Origin of the sequence: Paenibacillus phytohabitans, assembly GCF_013141775.1 — a bacterium.
GTDB lineage: Bacteria > Bacillota > Bacilli > Paenibacillales > Paenibacillaceae > Paenibacillus_AQ > Paenibacillus_AQ phytohabitans.
In genome coordinates this window covers 54,180-74,987 of sequence record NZ_WHOB01000059.1, presented here as the reverse complement: position 1 = coordinate 74,987, position 20,808 = coordinate 54,180, and the positions used below count along the sequence as shown (strand labels likewise).

The window sequence follows — 20,808 nt, the reverse complement described above, 5'->3', positions numbered from 1 at the left end:
AGGCAACATTAGGAGCACCCGCAGGGGTGTTCCTTGATTATTTGAGCAGGAGGACGGCATCATGGCGGTACAACTGCCCGGGCTTTTCATGGAGCGCATGAAAGAATTGCTGGGAACTGAGTACGATCAATTTGTGGATACATATAAGCAGTCCCCCTACGGAGGAATCCGCGTAAATACGCTGAAAATTACTGTGGACGAGCTGCGCGGACGATCCCCTTTCGGGCTGGAGCCTATTCCCTGGTGCCCTACCGGTTTCTATACCGGAGAGGGAGCCAGACCCGGCAAACACCCGTATTATCATGCCGGGTTATACTATATCCAGGAGCCCAGTGCCATGGCACCGGTCGAATTGCTTGGCGTTCAGCCGGGTGACCGGGTACTGGATCTGTGTGCCGCGCCCGGCGGCAAATCCACGCAGATTGCCGCCAAGCTGCAAGGCGAAGGTCTGCTGGTTACCAACGACCTGCATCCGGAACGGACGAAGGCACTTGCCAAGAATCTGGAGCTGTACGGCGTGCGTAACGGAATTGTACTGAATGAGAGCCCGGAGCGGATTGCAGCCGCATTCCCCGGGTTCTTCGACCGGATACTGATTGACGCGCCTTGCTCCGGTGAGGGCATGTTCCGCAAGGACGAGGATATGGTCAAGCAGTGGGAACCGGAAACTCCGGCCAAATATGCGGGTATGCAGCGGGAGATCCTTGCGGCGGCAGCGGCAGCCCTGAAGCCGGGCGGAACGGTCGTATACTCGACATGTACGTTCGCCTTGGAAGAGAACGAAGAGATGATTGACGGCTTCTTATCCGGTCATCCGCAGTTCTCGCTGGTACCGGTGGGCGGCAGCGGTTCTTTTGCTGCCGGATTAGGTCCATTGCCGGGAGCTGCGCGGCTGTGGCCGCATAAGGTCAAGGGCGAAGGACACTTCATGGCCGTGCTGCGGCATGACGGAAGTCCTGATATAGCTGGAGTGGCAGATATAGAGGCGAGAGCAGACTTCATAGAAGCAAAGACAGACCTCATAGAAGCAAGGGCAAACTTCAAAGAAGCAAGGGCAGACTTCAAAGAGGCGACCCTATCCGTATCTCCTCGTAACCGGGATACCAGATCCGCTTCCCCTGCCAAAGTGTCAGCCGGCAGAGCAGATAGCGGGCGCGCAGGCAAGGGCGGACGGGGGCCTGGCAAAACTGGAGCTGCTGCCGGACGGCAGGTCCAGGGAACCGGAGAAGAAGCATCACTTGCGGTGTATGCTGGTTTTATTCAGGAGCTGCTTGGGAAGCTGCCCGCCGGATATCCGATATGGTTCGGAGATCACTTGTATATCTCGCCGCTGCCGCGTGAAGCGCTGGACGGACTGAAGACGATCCGTCCGGGCTGGTATGTCGGACATATGAAGAGCGGCCGATTCATTCCCGGCCATCCGCTGGCAACAGCCTTGCATCCTGCGGAGAGCAGCCGAAGTGTGTCGCTGTCCAGTGCAAGCGGTGAAGCTGTCTCCTACCTGAAGGGAGAGACCTTGTCGATTCCGGAAGAGCGCCTGTCCATTAAGGCCGGACATGCCTCCAAGGGTTACATGCTCGTCTGCATTGACGGCTTCAGCGCAGGCTGGGGCAAATGGCAGGACGGTATGCTGAAGAACGAATATCCCGCAGGCTGGAGGTGGACATAGGTTATGAGTGGAGCAGGAAATACGAATAAGAAGCAGCGGATCGATAAAGTATTGTCCCATATGGGCATTGGCTCACGCAGCGATATCCGCAAGCAGGCGAAGCAGGGGCTGATTACGGTGAATGGCGCTGTCGTCAAAGACAGCGGCTTTCATGTAGACCCCGGGCAGGACGTGATCGAGGTTGGCGGTGAGCCGGTTCTCTACCGTGAATACATCTATCTGATGATGAACAAACCGCCGGGCGTCCTGTCCGCGACTGAGGACAAACGCGACCGTACTGTTCTGGATCTGCTTAAAGCTGAGTATGCGCTGTTCGAGCCGTTCCCGGTGGGGCGGCTGGATAAGGATACCGTGGGTTTGTTGCTGCTCACCAATGACGGCAAGCTGGCTCATGAGCTGCTGTCCCCGCGCAAGCATGTACCCAAAACCTACGAAGCTACGGTCGAAGGTGAGGTCGATGCGGCGGATGTGGCCGCTTTTGCAGCCGGTGTGGAGCTGGAGGATGGGTATGTGACACTTCCGGCAAGCCTGAGGATTCTGAGCAGAGAAAGGGGCAGCAAGGTGCTGTCGTATATCTCGCTCACGATCACGGAAGGCAAATTCCACCAGGTGAAGCGGATGTTCGTAGCGGTCGGGAAGAAGGTTGTCTTCCTGAAGCGCGTATCGATGGGTGAGCTGAAGCTGGATGAGAGCCTGCCGCTTGGCGCCTGCCGGGAGCTGACTGCTGAAGAGCTGGAGCTGCTGCGCGGGGGCGGAGCGGAAGAATAAGGTGGCGGGTATAAGTGATGGAGCGGCGTATCCAGCAAATGAAGAGCGGACCTGGCAGATTGCCAGATTCTAAAGAGTGGAAGGCTAATACAACTTCGGCGGACCGCCGGGGCTTGGGCTTGCATGCAGTATAGCTGAAACGACTGTACACGTACACCGGACCGTAGCGGATACCAGCTAGTGCAACTTCAGAACTGAAAAAGTGAGTGTATTCAACAATGCTGCTTTTGATGTGTTCATTCCAAATGAAGATTCAGAGATAGTTGTATAATGTACAATTAAAAACAGCGAAAAGGGATGTTTACGTCTTATAACTGTATTCTGTACAACTAAATCTGCCCAAATGGGTGAAAACCAAGGCGCAATGACAGTTTAATTGTACGAAATACAACTAAATAGAGTATTGGTTGTAAATCAGACGTTTTAGTTGTACAAAGTGCAATTAAGCATATTGCATGACGTAATCGGGTCAATGCAAACCCTCAGTAAGCGATGGGCCAACGTAGTTTTCACTGGTTTATATCTGACGTTAGACTATTGTGGAGATCTGGATGGCGGTGTATCAAGTCGGGTACCTTTATATGCGGGCATTCACGCCGATTCCAGCTGCTGTGGAGGTGCGTGTTAGCGTTAAGGTCCTTTAGCACGAAAATACATTCTTGTTGGCGTAAATACAGGCGTTGCCGTGTAAGGATAGGAACAATCACGTGGACTGGTTCAGGAGTTTTGAACTGACGGATGTCTCGCTTACCGTACCTACGAGACTCACCTACTATTCAGCCGATTTTGGGCAGCTGCGCGGGTGAAGGATTTACACAACCTTTGATATAAACGGAATCGTAGCTGATGGGTACAGGTAAGCTTTTGATATAGAGTGTGTTGTAGATTATACAGAGAGATAAGGATGGTGGAGTATGAAATACAAGCTGATAGCACTTGATGTGGATGGAACGCTGCTGAACGATGATCATCACTTAAGTGACGAGAATAAAGCGGCCATTGCCGAGGTTACCCGCCAGGGCGGTCAGATCGTATTGTGTACAGGACGCAGCCCGCAGAATTCGATTCCGTTCATGGAAGAGATGGGCTTATCGGGATATGTTCTGGGGCATAACGGAGCGGTGACCGTGAGTGTGAAGGACCGCAAAGTACTGCACCAATATGGAATGGACGCCAGGGGGCTCGATCCGTATATTGCGTATTGCCGCGAACATGATATTCATTTCGACGTTAACACTGCATTCGATATGTATGTCGATAATGTCGAGAACTTGACCAAGGAAGCCAACTTCATGTATGAGCATTTCCGGATTATGCCTGCATCGCTGCCGGCCTGGGAGGATTTCCGCGAACCGATTGTGAAATTCACCGTGTTCACGCAGTCTGATATTCTGGATGAAGCGCAGCGGGAATGGTCTACGTGGGGAGAGCAGTATAACATTCTGCGCAGCGGAGAGTTCTTCGTGGACTTCATGCACCCGGAAGCCTCCAAAGGCAATGCCCTGAAAAACCTGGCCGCAGAGCTGGGCATTCCCCAGGAGCAGGTCCTGTCGATCGGCAATTATTATAATGATATTTCTATGCTGACGTATGCAGGCCTGGGTGTTGCTATGGACAACTCACCGCTTGAGGTCAAAGCAGCAGCAGATGCGGTTACCGGAACGAATAATGACAATGGCGTGCGCGATGCGCTGGTGAAATACTGCCTGTCTTCCTGACTTCTGTCTTGATTGGCCCCGGCGGTGTGATAAGTGGAAAAACGTCATCTAATTATGCAGAAATCTCCGGACACAGGGCAGCAGTTGGAAAAAAGGCACTTAATTCCACTCCCTCTGGAGAATATCGGGAATATGGGCGGATTTAGTGACGATTATCCACTTATTATTGGCAAAGCAGCAGAGACGGAATGATTAAGTGTTGAAAATCCAACTATTCCCACAGCCCGGGCTGCTTCGTCGCATTCAGGATCAGTGAAGCTTGCAGAAGACGAAGACCACATAAAGCATGGTTCAGTGCCTTGGCGGCTCTGTGCTGTGCTTTTTTTGTGGAGTTCCGTTCAGATAAAGACGCAAATAAAAAGTGGAAATGTAAAGTGAAAATAAAAAGTGCAAATGAAAAGTGCAAATAAAAAACGCAAAAAAGCAGCCTTGCCGCTCCTGAAAGGAACGGCCGGGCCGCTTGTGTCTATACGCTATGCTGCTTAAGCGGAATTAGACAAACAACGAACGGGAAATGATTACGAGCAATATGAAGAGCACCAAAATCGCACCGGTCGATGTGAAGCCTGGAACTGCACCCATGTCTGATTCCTCCCTTGACTCATGTCTGTTCCCATTGCCGCGTTAGTAGTTCAGCGGAGCTCCATGGGATAATGACATCATATGCGTAAGGAGGCTCCCTGAACTGGTCAGCAGCCTAAACCTCATCAATATGGGCTTTCAGAATCCGCAGGCCCTTGGGCAGATGATTCTTCAGCTGGCCGGAGCTGGCTTTGCCCCAGCCTACGGGCAAGCCATCCACACTGACCAGTGTCCAGCCATGCAGGCTGGCCGGAACGGGCAGACTCTCTCCGCGCAACCAGGCCTGAATTTCCGGACCCCCGGCAGGCATATCATAGCTCCGCGCCGCCTGATCCGGTCTCAGCGCCATAGCCAGAGCGTGGGCGGGTTCAATCCGGTTTTTCTTCAAGTGGGCAATATGCAGTCCGGCACGCGGAACCTTAAGGCCGTCGAGCAGGCCGGTATGCAGCCGGTCATTGAATGTTTCAGGCAGCAGATACAGGGATTCACCGAAGAGAAGCGGTACGCCGCTTCCGGCAAACCCGGGCAGTTCTACCGACGACCAGCTCATAAACTGCTGATAGGCATCCCGGAGCGAGGAGCTTACTTTCGGACTGTTCTTGCCGCGGTCTCCGCGTTTGCTGCGGCCCTGACGCTGTGCAGGTTCGGCATCTTCCTCTACAACTGCCTTGCGCAGCAGGGCTACGAAATGCCCTTCTCCTTTTTCCAAATGAGGCCACAGCCGTTTCGTAACGATCAGCTCCATATCGGGATAGCTCTGTACGAAGCGTTCCATTGTCTCCTCGTTTTCTTTGCGGTTAAAGGTGCAGGTCGAGTAAACCATACTGCCGCCCGGCTTCAGCATCAGGTAGGCATCCTGCAATATATCCCACTGTCTGGCCGCGCACATCTCCACATGCTTCGGTGACCATTCGCTTACGGCAGCAGGATCTTTGCGGAACATTCCTTCACCGGAGCAAGGGGCATCAAGCATAATCCGGTCAAAAACTTCAGGGAACCGCTTGGAGAGTTCCCCCGGGGTTGCCGAGGTGACAAGCGCGTTAGCTATCCCAAGCCGCTCTACATTTTCTGCGAGTATTTTGGCCCGTTCCGGATGTATTTCATTGGATATCAGCAAGCCTTGTCCCTGCATCAGCGCGGCAATATGGGTGGTTTTGCCTCCCGGTGCGGCAGCCAGATCGAGTACAGTCTCCCCGGGAAGCGGTCCAAGCAGCTCAGCTGCGGACATTGCCGAGGGCTCCTGAATATAATATAGTCCGGCGGTATGATAAGGATGTCTCCCCGGCCGTGCAGGCTCTTCATAATAAAATCCTGCAGGACACCAAGGTACCGGCGACAGGCTAAATTGGGATATTGCTTGTTCCGCAGCTGTGCGGCCCGGATCTGAAATGCTTTTTAAACCATTGAACCGCAGACCCTGGGTCCGCCGTGCATGATAGCTCTCCAGAAAAGCGTCTGCCGTATCCCCCAGCATCTCTCTAATGTCAGCGGTGTAAGCGGCAGGCAGCCGTTCTTCATTCATACGTCATTCTCCTCTAATCAAAATCCAAGATAAGTAAAGCTGTCATCTTAGTTGCTGTTTCAGGTAGATACCGATAAAATCAAAGTATGGACCTTAGCGTACCTGTAATTGTACTTCTACATATACACAACTATATCATAATTGCCGGGTCTCACCGTAATCAGGGCAATTGTAAAGGGAGATGTACCTTATGAACTTGCTGCAAGCGCTATTCTTCCCGCCGGAGCAGCCCGGTGGTGTATCTTCTATGATCCCTTATCTGCAGGAACGCTTCCGGTCCAGCCGCTGGGAGATGGATTTGTTCTGGCTGCCCAAACGGATCCGGGGCAAGGGACGCGAAGAGATTGTCTTTGAAACCTTTGACTGGACACAGTACGGCGAAAGTCCGGTTGTGCAAAAATATATCCAAACCTACCGTGATTATATTTGGTGGACGAAGCTGCGGATGAGCAAAAGCTATGATCTGATCCATGCCCATCACCCGATTGCCGGGCTGGCGATGAAGAGAATATATCCGGAAATTCCTTTAATTCAAACGCTGCACTCCAGCTATGAACGCGAGCTGATTCTGAATGGAGCCATCCAGGAGGGCGGCCTGGAGCATCAGTTTCTGGTCTCGATTTACCGGGAGCTGGAGCATGTCAGCGACAGGCTGATGACGGTTTCGCGCGCTTTTGCCGAATATTTAACTCCATATATAGATCATCCTGCGAGCGTCGGTGTCATTCCCAACGGGTTCGACGAGAAGAGATTCAAGCCTGTGCCGCATGACAATGATATTCCGCAGCTGGTCACTGTTACCCGTCTGGTACCGGCCAAAGGGATAGATACACTGTTCAAGGCTTGTGCCGAGCTCAAAAAGCGGGGCCATGAATATGTACTGCATATTATCGGGGATGGACCGAGCCGGGCGGAGCTGGAGCAGCTGGCGCAGGACCTGGGGATTTATAATGAAACGATCTTTTACGGCTATACGCTGCATCCGGAGGAATTCATGCCGTTCTTTGATATTTTTGTCCTCCCTTCGCGGGCGGAAGCGTTCGGGTCAGTTTTTGCGGAAGCTGCACTCAGCTGCCTTGCACTTGTCGGGACGAATGTCGGCGGGATTCCCGAGCAGATTGAAGATGGCGTCAACGGGCTGCTGGTGAATCCGGATGATGAGCTGGGCCTGGCGGATGCCCTTGAGAAAGTGATCAGTGATCCCGGCTACCGTTATGAGCTGTCCCGTTCGGCCTGGGATAAGGCCAAGAGCCTCTATTCCCTGACCCGGGTAGCCAATGAACTGAAGAAGACTTACCTGCAGTTTCAGCCGGGAATGAAGGGGTGAGGTTATGATTCCTTTTCGATTCCTGCATGCTGCGGATCTGCATCTGGATAGCCGCTTTGCAGGGCTGTCCCATCTTCCGCAGGCCATACGCTCCTATCTCCGGGAGTCCACCTTCGCCGCCCTCGGGCGGCTTGTTGGCGTAGCTATAGAGCAAAAGGTAGATTTCGTAGTGATCAGCGGGGATGTCTATGATGTCTCCGATGCTTCTCTTCAGGGCCAGCTCCGGTTCCGGGAAGCGCTGGAGGAACTCGGGCTGCACGGGATTCAGGTATTCCTGATTCACGGAAATCATGATCCGCTGGACGGCCCGCGTCTGGCAGAGGCACCGCCTGATCATGTTACAGTGTTCGGCGGCAGCGAACCGGAACAGGCTATCGCCCGCCGCAGAGAGGATGGCAGGGAGGTAGCCGTGATCAGCGGAATCTCCTATCCAACTGCCAAGGTGACTGAGAATACGGCGCTGCGGTATAACCGTCAGCCGGGCAGCAGCTTGTTCCACATTGCCTTACTGCACGGCAATGTGGACGGGGATCTCCAGCATGAGACGTACTCTCCGTGCAGCCGCAAGGATCTGATCGGCAGGGGCTACGACTATTGGGCGCTGGGGCATATTCATAAACGCAGTATTCTGCATGATCGTCCGCCGATTGTCTATCCGGGAAATATTCAGGGACGAAGTATTAAAGAGACTGGCCCTAAAGGCTGCTATACCGTCCACGTGGATGCAGAAGGTGCTGCGTCGCTGACCTTCCATGAACTGGACAGTGTGCGCTGGAAGGTCCGTGAGATCCCGGTGGAGGGTCTGGCGGATGAGGCTGAGTGGACGCGGGCCGTTGAGAATGCGGTTGAAGACCTCCGGGCAGAAACACCTCAGCTGATGTCTGTCGTAAGGTTCCGTCTGACCGGGCGGGGAGCTATACATAAGGTGCTAACGGAGAAGGGGGCTGCAGATGATCTGCTCGTTGAGCTGCAGCGGAGGGAAACGGTCCGTGCGGAACGTAAGGAGTATGCGGGGCTCGTATGGACCGAAGGCTTCTCTATAGAAACGGGACTGGCTATTGACCGGGGCCGTCTGCTGCTGGAGGACAGCTTCCTCGGCGAAATGCTGCGGCTTGCCGGACGGAGCGGCGGGAACGAGCAGGAGCTGGAGGAACTGATCTCTACCGCGCTAAGGCCGCTAATGGAGAATCAGGAGCTGCGCAAGCTGCTCATGTCCACAGGGAGCGAAGAGAAGCGGGAGTGGCTGGGCAGTGCTGCGGAGCTGGGCATTGTGCTGCTCAGCGGAGTAGAGGAGCAGGCTACTGTGCCGCAGAGTCCTGCGGCAGGAGAAGAGGTTGTGTCTGCCCGGGCCAACGGACCCTCGGAAAGAGACGGAGCCGGCGGATCAGCGGTGAATATGGTGATGCCGGAGGAAGAGGACAGTGACAGGGAAGTGGCAGACCTGACTGTATGGCGGGAGCGGGGGGATGCTGAATGAAAATTGAGTCTTTGCGGATTGACGGCTATGGCCGTCTGGCCCGGCGGGAGATGAAGCTGAACGAAGGGGTCACTGTGCTCTTCGGGCGTAATGAAGCCGGCAAAAGCACTACCCTGCAGTTTATCCGCGCGATGCTGTACGGCATCCCCGGCAGGGCGTATCCTGCCGAGCGGTATGAGCCGCTGCAGGGTGGAACACATGGCGGGGTGCTGAATGCGCGTGACGATACAGGCGCCCTCTGGACGATCCGCCGGTTTGCTTCCGGCGGTGAAGGACCGGGAAGAGGAGAGAAGCTGCAGATTACACTTAGCCATCCGGATGGAACCACTGAGGAGCTGCCGCAGGCTGAGCTGGAGCGCCGCCTGCTGGGCGGCATCTCGCGGAGTATGTTCCGCCAGCTGTTCGCCGTCTCGCTGGACGAGCTGCAGGAGCTTGGCGCGCTGCAGTCCGGTGAGATGAGCAGCTACCTGTTCCATGCCGGGATGGGCGGCGGCGGTGAGATTATGCGGGCGGAGAAACGCCTGGTCCAGGATGCCGAGAAGCTCTATAAGCCTCGGGGCAAGGTACAGGATGCCGCCAAGATTCTGCAGTCTATTGAGAAGCTGGAACGGGAGGTAGCGGAGAGCCGTTCCTATCTGCCCAGATATAATGAGAATACCCTGGCTCTGGAAGCGGTAGAGCAGAAGCTGTTACAGATGAAAGATAGCCGGGAAACCGCGGCAGACCGGCTGCTTAAGCTGCGGAAGGCACAGGAAATCCGCGAGCTGTGGCTGAAATGGTCTGAAGCCCGGCTTGAGCTGGCAGAGCTTCCGCAGATCGATGCGTTCCCTGAAGCTGGAGTGGACCGCTGGAAGTCACTGGAGGGTGATCTGCGGGGGTTGCAGGGCGCGGCGTTCCGCCTGGAACGGCTGCAGGCAGAGCTTGCGGCTGAGCTTGCCGCGAATCCGCCTGATTCCCTGCTGGAGCAGCAGGGGCCGGCTCTCGAAGCGCTGGACCGCAGACGGGGCAGCTATGAGGACAAGCGCACGGAGCGGCAGCGGCTGACGGGTGAGCTTGCCGCGCTGGGCGAACAGCTCCAGCGAATCCTGCGCAGCATTGGCGCGGGCTGGAGCGCCGCTGAGCTGGCGGGCTTCGCAGCGAGCGCGGCGGACCGGGAAGCCGCTCGGCGCTACGCTGCGTCCTTTGCCGGATACGACCGGCAAATGGAGACCAGAGGCGCGGAGCTGCTGAGCCTCCGCGCCAGAACGGCCGCCGCCAGTGCTTCGCTGCAGGCGGCCGAGCGCCAGCTTGCGCGCGAACACGCCAGCGGCGCAGCGGACTTCGCGGGCATTGCGAAGCGCAGCCCGCGTGAACTGCTGCAGCTGTGGGACGAGCTGCAGCAGGCCGCAGAGCGCTGGCGCGAAGCGCTGCTCAGCGGCTCTGCAGGCGGCGCGGAGGTCCCGCGCCGCCGAGGCACTGCCGCCGGGGACAGCCGCCCCGGCGGGAACGGGCGCCGGGCGCAGCGCTACCGGCGCCTCCTGCAGGCGGGCGCAGCGCTTACGCTGCTGCTGCCGCCTGCGCTATGGCTGACCGGCGCGCCGCCGGTCAGCGCGTGGTCCGCGCTCGGCCTGCTGGCCGCAGCGGACCTGGGGCTGTGGGCCGCCATGCGCGCAGCGGCGGCCGTTAATCCGCCGCCTGCACCGGGCGGCGGGGAGGCGGGCAAGGCCGCAGCGGAGATGCTGCGGCTGCGCGGGCTTATGCTCTCCGGGGCGAAGCCGGAGAGCGGGATGCAAGATGCCGGCGGGCTGGAGGCCGGGATGAAGGAGCTGCGCCGCCTGATGGAGGCGTGGAATGCGTGGCGCCAGCGCGTCGAACGGCAGACGGCTGAAGTCGAGGCCTGCCGCACGGAGCTCGCGGTGCTGGCCGGACAGGAGCGGGTACTGGCAGAGGAGCTGGACAATGCCGAAGCCAGCTTCACAGAGCTGGCCGCTCGTTATGAAGAATGGCTGCGCCAGCGGGGGCTGCCGGAAGGGCTGTCACCGGACAGCCTGCCGGATATCTTCGCCCTGGCGGAGCAGGGCAATGAACTGCTCCGCCAGCAGGGCAAATTATCCCTCCGGCTCAGCGGACTGGAGTCAGAGTGCGCTGCTTATGAGCAGGAAGGGATGATTCTGCTTAGAGATACTGAGGCTGCTGCCGAGGCCCGCAGGGATCACTCCTCTGTTACTTTGATCTCTTCCGCACATCCCGACTCACAATCAGGCCCGCAGCCGGAGCCCCAAGCTGAACCTCCTGCCGGAGCCCAGGCTTCAACTCAAGCTTCACCGGATTCTCTTTCACTGCTAACCTGGCTGGAGCTGCGGAAGCGGGAATGGGAGGTGCTGAAGACAGAGCTGCTGCGCAGGGAGAGTATAGAGGCGCGGCTGATTGAAGTTCATGAGGAGCTGGCTGCGAACCGGAGGGAGCAGAAGGAGCTGAACGGGCGGAGCAGCAGGCTCCTTCAGGAAGGCGGCGCTGAGGACGGTGAACAATTCCTGCGCCGTTCATCCGCCTGGATGAGGCATAGTGAGCTGACGAGGTCGGTACGGCAGTGGGAGCTGGCGATGTTTGGCGGATGGGAGCAGGAAGGCAAGGAAGAGCTGCTCTTGCTGCTGGAGCATCACGATGCACGGCTGCTTGAACAGGAACGTATGGCGGCGGAAGAAGTGGTGTTGAGCCTGGAGGAAGAACGCAGTTCCCTGCTCCAGCAGCGCGGCAAGCTGCTGCAGGAACGGGAGGACCTGAGGGGGCGGTGCATGGAGGACTCGGCGCTTCAGCAGCTGGAAGAACAGCGGGCGGCGCTGCATAATCTGGCCGGGCAATATGCGGTAACGGCGCTGGCGGCCGAGCTTATGGGACGGACGCGGCGGATCTATGAACAGGAGAAGCAGCCGCAGGTGCTGCAGCTTGCCTCTGTATATTTCTCCAAGCTGACGCATGGGGAGTACCGCCGGATCGTAATGACTCTCGGGCACAAGGAGCTTAAGGCGGAGCATAAGGATGCCGGGCTGATGGACAGCGGGCTGCTTAGCCGGGGGACGGCGGAACAGCTGTATCTGGCGATCCGGCTGGCCCTTTCAGAGACCATGAGCAGTCAGGTGAACCTGCCTCTGTTCTTTGATGATCTGTTTGTAAATTTTGATGAACACCGCCTGCATGCGGCCCTCGGACTGCTTGGCGAATTGTCGGTATCCCGTCAGATTGTGATGATGACCTGCCACCGGCATGTAGCCGAAGCAGTTGCAGGAATTATTCCTGCCGCTGCGGTTATTTCCGTGTAGTCCGGATCACCGGCTTAACCGCCACAATGGTTATGCCCTTACCTCCGCTTCCAGAGGCAGGCGGACCGCTTGGCCGCGGCGGCTGTGACATGGGGGCACGCATCAGCATGACCGCCCACACCAGGCACAGGGCGCCGAAGATCGGGTAGAATACCCCGAGCAGGGAACTGAAGCCGAATTGGCTGAACACATAACAGACCAGCATAAGCAGCGGGGTTACCAGGGCTGGAGCGACCGGCAGGCGCTGCTGCAGTTGAACGCTAACCCCATAGATGTCAGCGACGAAGGTACTGAAGATTTCCATGAAGATCAGCAGCAGAAAAATCGTCTGCACGACGGGACCCAGCCGGAAGGCGATGCTGCCCATCGGAATCTCGAACTGCAGAATTCCCGGCATCTGTGAGCTCATGGCAAAATGGGCTGCCAGCAGCATGAATCCGATTCCGGCTCCGCCCAGAATCCCTCCGCGTACAAGCGCCTGTTCGTCTTCAGTATGCCGGGCCAGCGGAACAAGCACAGCCTGGGCCATGCCGAGATTGAAGGCGGTATACAGGAGCGGAGACATCCAGGCACTGAAGAAGCTGTGGTCTGTCGGCAGGAACAGGAATCTTTCTGCACCGGGTACACCCAGCGTATTAAATACAATAATCAGCGACAGAGTAAGCATCAAAGGGACCACCAGGCTGTTGATTTGCAGGATTCCGGAAATGCCGCGCTTCAGGAGCAGGTAGGACCCGAGAATGGTGAGCAGCAGCCCCGCCTGATAGGGCATTCCGAGATGCTCCTTAAAAATAGCCCCGGCACCCGCCAGCATGATGCTGTTCACGCCAATCAGAATAATCATGGTGAACAGGCTGATGCTGGAGCCAACCTTTTCTCCAAACAGATGGCGGTTGAAATCTTCGTAGGAGTCTGCCTCGATCCGCCGGGCGATAATCATCATTTTGGTGCCGAGCCAAATAAATATCGCGGTGGAGAACAGGATGGTCAGCAGGGCCCAGTGGCCGTATCTTGTGAAGAAACGGAGAATTTCCTGGCCGGTGGCGAAGCCGGCACCCACAATGGTGCCAATATAGGTGAAAGCGATCTGCAATGTGCGGACTCGGGACTTCATGGCTCTCCTCCTCTGAATGCTGCGAAGATTTAAATAGCGGTGCGGGCAGGATTGCCTTGTGCAGTCCGCATAGTACAGGTTATGATGAGGAACAGAAGGACATGACTTCCGCCTTGTGAATAAGCTGGTATTACAGTGGAACGTCTGGAATTATAAAGGTAATGGAGGTTCAAAGTCATGGAAATATTGAAACAGCGGATTTTGGAGGAAGGGGTCGTCATTTCGGATCAGGTGCTGAAGCTGGACGGTCTACTCAACCACCAGGTTGATCCGATGCTGACGATGGAAATGGGACGGGAGTTTGCCCGCAGATTTGCTGAGGCTGGAGTGACACGCGTAGTTACCGTGGAGTCTTCGGGTATTGCCGTGGCATTTGCCACCGCTTATGAGATGAAGGTGCCGCTGGTCTTTGCCCGGCGCAAAAAAACGCTGCTCGCGGATCCCGATGCCTTATGCGAACGGGTGCCGTCTTTTACCAAAGGGATCGTCACGGACATTATGCTGTCCCGCCAATACATCTCGGAGAATGACAAAATCCTCTTCATCGACGATATTATCGCCAACGGCGACGCCGCGCGCGGCCTGATCAAGATCATCCAGCGTTCCGGTGCCGAACTTGTGGGTCTGGGCGTAGTGGTCGAGAAAAGCTTCCAGGCTGGCGCCCGTACAATCCGGGAACAGGGTATCCGTCTGGAGTCGCTTGTCGATATTACCTCACTTAGTGAGGGGACGATTACTTTTGGGTAAGATTAAAGTGACAAATACAGGAACATAGCCTATTTTTGAAACATCTGCTTTTCACCCTATAAGTTTTCCTTTATAATAAAAATTAGACATGAGAGAGGAGGCGTCACAATGGGGAAAGAACCGGTGACAGAGCAATTTTTTATTGATAAACTAACCGAGGCTAAGGATCACTTCGAACGTGCGCTGGATTGCAAACATACGGAGTTCGACGATTTGTATCCCTATATGATCGAACATCCTCAGTTTTTCTGGTACAAACGCTACGTAGCTTGGTCGGAGCTTCTGACAATCACAAGTTTGTGTGAAGAGCTGTCCTTCAACTGGAGACAGAAATTCACCGATCATCAGGTAGAATATCTGGAACAACGGGTGATGTCCGCTAAAGTTCTTGACTTCTGGTTTGAGAAGAATGAAGCGCTGATATAAGAACTTCATAAGACATACAGACTTACCCAGTTCGTAACTAGACCCGGATGATTTATCATTTGGGTCTTTTTCATGATTCGATTTAGGCAAATATTGGACAAGCTAAGGACAGAGAGGGGAGTAGAACAATAATGATCAGTGATGAACAGCTGGATGCCTACCGGATTTCCGGTGAAAGGATACGTGTTGTGCGGGATGGACTGGAGAGCAATGATGTCAAGGGGATTGTGCTGGCCTGGGATGAGTCCCAGGTAATGATCCGGCGTCCGAATAAGCGTGTTGTGAAGCTGGACCGGAACTACCTGTATCAGCCGTTCAGCGAGCCGAGACCGGAAGCAGATTCTTTGTAAAAAGCAAACAGGATTCGCTAGATGCCGTTTTTAAATACAGCTTTACACTCAGCTGAGTACGCTCCAGAGCGTACTTTTGCTGATTTTGCAGGACCCTTACATTGAACTGCCTAAGGAGGAGCATATGAACCATCAGAATAAAATCTCTGTCGTCACCGGCGGTGCTAACGGAATTGGACGCTGTATTACGGAGGAGCTGCTGAAGGCGGGAGCGGTGGTTGCCTGTATAGATACTGATCTTGCGGCCGGACACTGGCTGGAGGAACGGTATGGAGCGAAGCGGCTTTTTTTCTATCAGGGAGATATTGCTGAGCGTTCGGTTATTGAGGATTTCACCGCACAGGTTATCAGCAGATTCGGACACGTGGATTACCTGATTAACAATGCCTGCATCAGCAAAAAAGGCCTGCTGTCGGAGTGCAGCTACGAGGATTTCGAATATGTGCAGCGGATCGGGGTTACTGCACCGTATTATTTGACACTGCGGCTTAAGGAATATTTTGCTCCGGGAGCATCCATCGTGAATATATCTTCAAGCCGGGAGCGCATGTCCCAGCCGGATACCGAGAGCTATACGGCCGCCAAAGGCGGGATTGGCGCGTTGACCCACGGCCTTAGTGTAAGTCTGGCCGGTAAAGTGCGGGTGAATGCGATCAGCCCCGGTTGGATTGATACCACTGCCTATCATGGTACGGGAGAAGCAGCGGACCCGGTTCATTCAGAACCGGACCGGCTGCAGCATCCGGCCGGACGGGTCGGAATACCGCCGGATATCGCGGCTGTGGTGCTTTTCCTGTGCAGTGATGCTGCTGGGTTCATCACCGGGGAGAATATAAATATCGATGGCGGAATGTCCAAGCTGATGATCTATCACGGGGACGAAGGCTGGACGTATGAACCGGGAGGTCGGTCATGAAGCTGCCTGTAATTAAGAATGCGCAGGAGTTAGCTGATCTGGTGCGTGAGATCGGTTTCCTTCCGTTATTCCGCTGTGAGATTGATGGTTTCTCCCTGCAGGAGTGTACTCCTGCGGGCTACTGGTTCGTGAAGGATGTGGAAGGACCGTGGGAGTGGCGTGAGGAAGTTGCGGCAGGGGGCGAGATCGCTTATGCGAAGCTTTTTAACAAAAAAGCCGGGTTTATCAGCAAAGCATGGTACCCTGACTTCGCCAATTACCGCCGGGACGGATACGACTTCGACGCCAGATATGATGATGGACTGGCCTCCATGCCCAGCAAACAAATTATGGATGTGTTAATGGAACACAATGAGGGACTGCTCTCCAATGAGCTCAAGCAGCTGGCCGGCTTCGGGAAAAACGGGGCCAAGGGCTTCGATACCGCAATGACGCATCTGCAGATGCAGACCTATATTACAGCCAGCAGATTCGAATACAAGCATGATAAAGAGGGGCGTCCGTACGGCTGGGGAGTCGGGCGGTATGCGATGAGTGAGCATGTATACGGGGAAGAATGGGTTACCTCGCGTTACGCTGATAAGCCTGCGGACTCGAAGTCACGGATTGCTGAGCATGTGGCGAAGCTGTTCCCGGCTGCGGGGATGAAGGAGATTGAAAAGGTCATTAAGTAGAGGAGGGCCGCGCACGATACTGGTTGAACTTTTGATTTTCGATTTTGGGGTAGCCGCGACTACAGAGAATAGGTGAATTCCGGCCGCTATTGCCGCAAGTAATTCGTATCCCGATATTTGTATCAGAGATCACATTGCTTATAAAAATCCTGCACAGAATACAACATTTTCCTCCGGAATTCGGCCCTAATCCAAAATTGTTGTATAAAAGGCAACATCTCTCTTTGTTCTAGCGGTTTGGTGGAGGAATTATTGTATTTCATACAACAATCTGTCCGAATGCCCAGGTATCGAGGTATCTAAGTTGCAATACGTACAACAATTATGCTTATCGTGTTAATTTAACAATCTCAGGCTCGCTCTGCGGACAACGGGACAGGTATGAGGAAATGGAATGGTTCCGCTTTTGTTCAAATTCAAACTATATGGAAACTGTAGGGATGTGTAGGCACACAAAAGAGCCTCGTCCAATAAATTGGACGAGGCTCTTTGTGGATTAACCAGTAACGGCCTAAAAGGACAAGGCCATCTGCTCGACACGTTCTTCACGGGGAAGAACGGAGGCAAGCTCGGCACCCAGCCCGAGATAAGCGCGCATGCGCAGCATCATCTCATTACGGAAGCCGGGCCATAGGATATGGATATCCCCGGAGTATCCCCGGCAGGTATACTCGGCCGTAACGCCGCGCTGATCCTGGCGGATGGTATTGATCTTCAACTGATGCGACGTAAGCTCACGGGTAACCTCCTGCAGCATCAGCGAAGTCTTCTTCGTGGCGCTGGAGACCAGCTCCATGTAGAGCTGTGGAGTCTTGAAGAGACCGCTCTTACCAATAACTCGGCAATCGCGCTCAAACACTTTATGGATAAACGTTAGCAGCAGATAGCTTCTGACAAGGGACAATTCGTCTTTGGTTATATCTTCAGGAAGTGTTGGTGTGATTAGGGTGTTTCTCTTGGTAGTCGCCATATAAATCACCTCATTTATAGTATGCGAACCTTTGTTCTCATTATACATCCTTTGGGTAAGTAAATGCAATATTCATCTTGAAAATTATTGGAAATAAACAAAAATTAAAAAAAGGATAAAAAGGTTGACTCTGAAATCCCAGCATGATAAGATCTATCTTGTGACTGCGTAAGCAAGTCAACCTAATATGCGGTCATGGCGGAATTGGCAGACGCGCTGGCTTCAGGTGCCAGTGATAGCAATATCGTGGAGGTTCGAGTCCTCTTGACCGCATCACTGATTTCAACAAAAGACCCGTACATTTTACCTTATAGGTAATGTACGGGTCTTTTGTTGTGGAGAATTGGAAATGAATACAGGCGGAGTCAGTCCAGATGGATCAGTATAGGCATTGTGTTAGGCAACATTTGTCTGGTAATATTATACACATGGAAAATTTTACTGGCAATTCGATCGGTTCAAGCAAGAGAAGAAATGTAAGCCTCAACAGACTGGGCAAATAAAAGGAGGTCATTATGTGACTGCTGCAATAATTTTTGCATCAAATAAGTTAGGGGTAGTACATGATGATCAAATGCAGTTGATGCTTGATAAATTTAATTTAGGTAAACTTATTTCTTTCCAAAAAACTGTGAATGGTGCTATGGGACAAACGATGTATGTTTCCTCAAACGAAGGAGAATTTATTCTAAAAGGAAATCCATTGTATCCCGGACAATTCATTGAGGAAAAGTACTTTATAGAAAACATACATAAAAGAACGAATGTAACTGTTCCTACTCCCTATCTAATCGATGATTCAGAAGAGATATTTGGATGGAGCTACTCTTTAATGCCTTGCCTACAAGGCGAACATATGAATTCAGAACATCTAAAGATCACACTAAGTACAGCAGACAAGTTCAAAATAGCAGAATCAATTGCGAAGACTTTAGCTGATCTGCATAGCTGGAAAGTTACCCGCTTCGGCGAACTCGATACCAATAATCTCAATATTGCTGCCTTTGAGGGAAGTTATACGATATGGCTGTATAATCGAATTAAGTTTTGGTTAGAAGATGCTAAGAAGTATTCAGTAATAACAGATGAAGATTTAAGATGGGCCAATTTATTAATGGAGGACTCCAAAGAGGCTTTTGATGATTTTACCTCTCCAAGCTTCGTGATGGGCGATTTCAAGCCTGGAAACTTCCTCATACACCCAGGAATGAACAGCTGGGAAATAAGCGGCTTATTTGATTTCACTAATTCATATTTTGGAGACCCTATTTCTGATTTGATAAAGATGATTACGATCTATTTAGATAACGGTGAAGCCGAACTCGCTAGTCATCTTTTAAAAGTTTATTTCGATGGTTCAGAAGAAAAGGAAGCCTTAAAAAAACGTATCAAAGTACATATGCTTCATCAACGAGTCTTGGATTGGGGCTGTGCAAAAGCAATGAATATGGTTACTTGGGATAATGAGTTGCCATTTTCGCATTGGGTAGAGAGCTATACCAATTCAGTAGCAAGTCTACTAGAATGAAATGGATGGATGATGTTATTTTAATCAACTAATCGGCGGAATACTTAATATTATTATATAAATGTGAAGGAGGAGGTTTTTATAATGGGAGAAAGACGATGGGGGATTGTCAATCCTGTTGGGCTGCCGAACGGGAAGCAATTAAGACCTATCAACTTAAAACCAGCGTTGTCTTTTCTGTTCTCTTTCCGATTTTCTTTGGATTATTACTCGGTTTGCTAAGATTCTTTGAATTACTACGGAAGACTGGAGAATGGACAATAAATTGGCTTAAGCTCTGTATATTCGGCATTCCTTCACTCTATGTCTCTTTACTTCCATTATTATTTTGGTCGGGTCTATCTATTTCTTATTATGATTTACCTTTGGGCTACCTTGTGATCACTCCGGGAACAACAGCTCATACAATTAGCGGTCTGATGTTCGGTTTTTTATTATTCTACGTAATTGAAAGGAAAATCAAAGAAGCGTAGCACCGGGAGTTTCGCATGGTATTCTAATAAAGGGATTTGACCAGGAGGGACAACGTTGACGGAAATAAAGTATCCAGTTAAAAATCCATCAAGGATTGGAACCATTATAGGCATGATTGCTATGATATCGAGTCAATCTGTTCTTGTAGTGAGATTATGGAATCAGAGTGGGGTATTCTACACTTCGTTAACAGTGGTTCTTTTGGGTTTAGTTCTACTATTACTTGCATTGTACAGAACCTTTTTTAAGAAACTAACCGAGTTATGCTTATCTAATGAGCAAATTATATTAAACGGGAATATTGTTGATTCAAAGGATATTAAAGTGATAATGATCAGGGGTTACTTTAAACCTGTTATTGGGATATTGCCTTACAGGAGGAAGATCGTCCCATTGGATATGGCATTCAGGTATTCAAAGGATGAAGATAAAGGTATCTCGGATTTAAAGAGTTGGGCAAAAATGAACAATGTAAAGATGGTCAATAAATCATTTCAAACATGGATATAAGTGCATTCTAAAGTGTTTTTCGGTACGGTCTGCGACCAGAATTATCTTATTCAGAGGACGAGCTTAATCAATGTGACATGCTTGTTCGTTACGCGATTATGTGGTGGACTTGCGGACATGAGGGGCGTTATTTAGGATAAATGGCAAAGAAAGGGCGATAGATTGAAGGAATAAGTGCATCTCAGTCCGCAAGACTCATAAAACATCCTATTTTCCGGATATAACGTCTCTGGTGTCCGCAAGGAGTAGTGGCAGCATAGACGTATAGTTCGATAACTCAAACTTCCAACCTCAACTAACCAACTAACTCCCACCCAACCCCTAACAGGGCTCCCAGCTCCACCTCAACCGTCAGCGGCAGAAGCACCAACACCAACAACTTTCTTCATACCAACCCAAGCTAACACCATCCCTATCAATATCGCTCCAACCCAGCTGTTTTCAATCCATCTATTCCCACCACACGTCATCCATCCGCCATATGTCATTATTAGCCTCAGGTCACCGATCCGCCTCGAATCATCCACCCGGTCTAGCGCCAGCATACCCAGCACTAATTATCCCACCGTGTGTCCTTCCTGACAGTAACTCCTCCTGATAAGGAGATATCATGTTAATTTCGCACTTTTTCCCTGCGGATAAGTCACTGGTTCACCCGGCAGAATCAACGTTTATCAGTGTTTTTGAGGCTGACAAGGCAGTGGAATTCACCGCGCAGAATTGTGTTGACGCCCGAG

At 52.7% G+C, this 20,808-nt stretch carries 19 protein-coding genes and 1 tRNA gene; 16 read left to right on the top strand and 4 right to left on the bottom strand.

Translation table 11 applies throughout. The features are described from left to right. Window positions 1–61: 61 nt before the first annotated feature. From GC101_RS18440 to GC101_RS18425, 4 genes are all read left to right on the top strand, one after another. A complete protein-coding gene (locus GC101_RS18440; RefSeq protein ID WP_171718428.1) occupies window positions 62–1,669 on the top strand; it encodes an RsmB/NOP family class I SAM-dependent RNA methyltransferase in 1,608 nt (535 codons plus the stop codon). A gap of 3 nt (window positions 1,670–1,672) precedes the next feature. Next, a complete protein-coding gene (locus tag GC101_RS18435; RefSeq protein ID WP_171718427.1) occupies window positions 1,673–2,437 on the top strand; it encodes a pseudouridine synthase in 765 nt (254 codons plus the stop codon). Window positions 2,438–3,351: 914 nt separating this feature from the next. Beyond that, complete coding sequence (locus GC101_RS18430; protein WP_042135759.1) at window positions 3,352–4,155, top strand: Cof-type HAD-IIB family hydrolase; 804 nt, start codon at window positions 3,352–3,354, stop codon at window positions 4,153–4,155. 33 nt (window positions 4,156–4,188) lie between these two features. Further along, a complete protein-coding gene (locus GC101_RS18425) occupies window positions 4,189–4,347 on the top strand; it encodes a hypothetical protein (protein WP_171718426.1) in 159 nt (52 codons plus the stop codon). Between the two features lie 300 nt (window positions 4,348–4,647). Here GC101_RS18425 and GC101_RS35825 read toward each other — a convergent pair whose 3' ends face one another. Next, a complete protein-coding gene (locus GC101_RS35825) occupies window positions 4,648–4,737 on the bottom strand; it encodes a sporulation protein YjcZ (RefSeq protein WP_197073075.1) in 90 nt (29 codons plus the stop codon). 115 nt (window positions 4,738–4,852) lie between these two features. Continuing rightward, window positions 4,853–6,259: an RsmB/NOP family class I SAM-dependent RNA methyltransferase gene (locus GC101_RS18420; RefSeq protein ID WP_171718425.1), complete on the bottom strand. Its 1,407-nt coding sequence runs from the start codon at window positions 6,257–6,259 to the stop codon at window positions 4,853–4,855. A 190-nt stretch (window positions 6,260–6,449) separates the two neighbouring features. On the opposite strand from GC101_RS18420, the gene GC101_RS18415 reads away from it, so the two are divergent. From GC101_RS18415 to GC101_RS18405, 3 genes are read left to right on the top strand one after another with little or no spacing between them, the layout of a single operon-like run. Further along, on the top strand, window positions 6,450–7,586 hold the full coding sequence (locus GC101_RS18415; RefSeq protein WP_171718424.1) for a glycosyltransferase family 4 protein: 1,137 nt from the start codon (window positions 6,450–6,452) through the stop codon (window positions 7,584–7,586). Window positions 7,587–7,590: 4 nt separating this feature from the next. Next, window positions 7,591–9,063: a metallophosphoesterase family protein gene (locus GC101_RS18410; RefSeq protein WP_246354394.1), complete on the top strand. Its 1,473-nt coding sequence runs from the start codon at window positions 7,591–7,593 to the stop codon at window positions 9,061–9,063. Next, window positions 9,060–12,362, top strand: coding sequence for an AAA family ATPase (locus GC101_RS18405; protein ID WP_171718423.1), 3,303 nt, complete (start codon window positions 9,060–9,062; stop codon window positions 12,360–12,362). The genes GC101_RS18410 and GC101_RS18405 overlap by 4 nt, the downstream gene beginning before the upstream one ends. On the opposite strand, the gene GC101_RS18400 is transcribed toward GC101_RS18405, so the two are convergent. After that, the gene (locus GC101_RS18400) at window positions 12,349–13,476 is read right to left on the bottom strand and encodes a YkvI family membrane protein (RefSeq protein WP_171718422.1); all 1,128 of its coding nucleotides are present in this window, start codon (window positions 13,474–13,476) and stop codon (window positions 12,349–12,351) included. The genes GC101_RS18405 and GC101_RS18400 overlap by 14 nt on opposite strands. 177 nt (window positions 13,477–13,653) lie before the next feature. Between GC101_RS18400 and GC101_RS18395 the strand changes: the two genes are divergently transcribed. The 5 genes from GC101_RS18395 to GC101_RS18375 all read left to right on the top strand — a co-directional run bounded on the left by GC101_RS18395 (window position 13,654) and on the right by GC101_RS18375 (window position 16,589). Then, window positions 13,654–14,223: a xanthine phosphoribosyltransferase gene (locus GC101_RS18395; RefSeq protein WP_042135769.1), complete on the top strand. Its 570-nt coding sequence runs from the start codon at window positions 13,654–13,656 to the stop codon at window positions 14,221–14,223. 108 nt (window positions 14,224–14,331) lie between these two features. Next, window positions 14,332–14,649: a hypothetical protein gene (locus GC101_RS18390; RefSeq protein ID WP_039309077.1), complete on the top strand. Its 318-nt coding sequence runs from the start codon at window positions 14,332–14,334 to the stop codon at window positions 14,647–14,649. 131 nt (window positions 14,650–14,780) lie between these two features. Further along, window positions 14,781–14,999: a hypothetical protein gene (locus GC101_RS18385; protein ID WP_171718421.1), complete on the top strand. Its 219-nt coding sequence runs from the start codon at window positions 14,781–14,783 to the stop codon at window positions 14,997–14,999. 124 nt (window positions 15,000–15,123) lie between these two features. Further along, on the top strand, window positions 15,124–15,915 hold the full coding sequence (locus GC101_RS18380; RefSeq protein ID WP_171718420.1) for an SDR family oxidoreductase: 792 nt from the start codon (window positions 15,124–15,126) through the stop codon (window positions 15,913–15,915). Continuing rightward, window positions 15,912–16,589, top strand: coding sequence for an AlkZ-related protein (locus GC101_RS18375; protein WP_171718419.1), 678 nt, complete (start codon window positions 15,912–15,914; stop codon window positions 16,587–16,589). Before GC101_RS18380 ends, GC101_RS18375 begins: the two co-directional genes overlap by 4 nt. Before the next feature lie 511 nt (window positions 16,590–17,100). Here GC101_RS18375 and GC101_RS18370 read toward each other — a convergent pair. Next, entirely contained in the window at window positions 17,101–17,559 is a 459-nt protein-coding gene (locus tag GC101_RS18370) for a YhjD family protein (protein ID WP_042135775.1), read from the bottom strand. Between the two features lie 189 nt (window positions 17,560–17,748). On the opposite strand from GC101_RS18370, the gene GC101_RS18365 reads away from it, so the two are divergent. From GC101_RS18365 to GC101_RS18350, 4 genes are all read left to right on the top strand, one after another. Further along, window positions 17,749–17,832, top strand: a tRNA-Leu gene (locus GC101_RS18365). 244 nt (window positions 17,833–18,076) lie between these two features. Then, window positions 18,077–19,087: a phosphotransferase gene (locus GC101_RS18360; protein ID WP_171718418.1), complete on the top strand. Its 1,011-nt coding sequence runs from the start codon at window positions 18,077–18,079 to the stop codon at window positions 19,085–19,087. A 98-nt stretch (window positions 19,088–19,185) separates the two neighbouring features. Continuing rightward, a complete protein-coding gene (locus tag GC101_RS18355; RefSeq protein ID WP_171718417.1) occupies window positions 19,186–19,560 on the top strand; it encodes a hypothetical protein in 375 nt (124 codons plus the stop codon). 55 nt (window positions 19,561–19,615) lie between these two features. After that, entirely contained in the window at window positions 19,616–20,071 is a 456-nt protein-coding gene (locus GC101_RS18350; protein ID WP_171718416.1) for a hypothetical protein, read from the top strand. Window positions 20,072–20,808 lie beyond the last annotated feature (737 nt).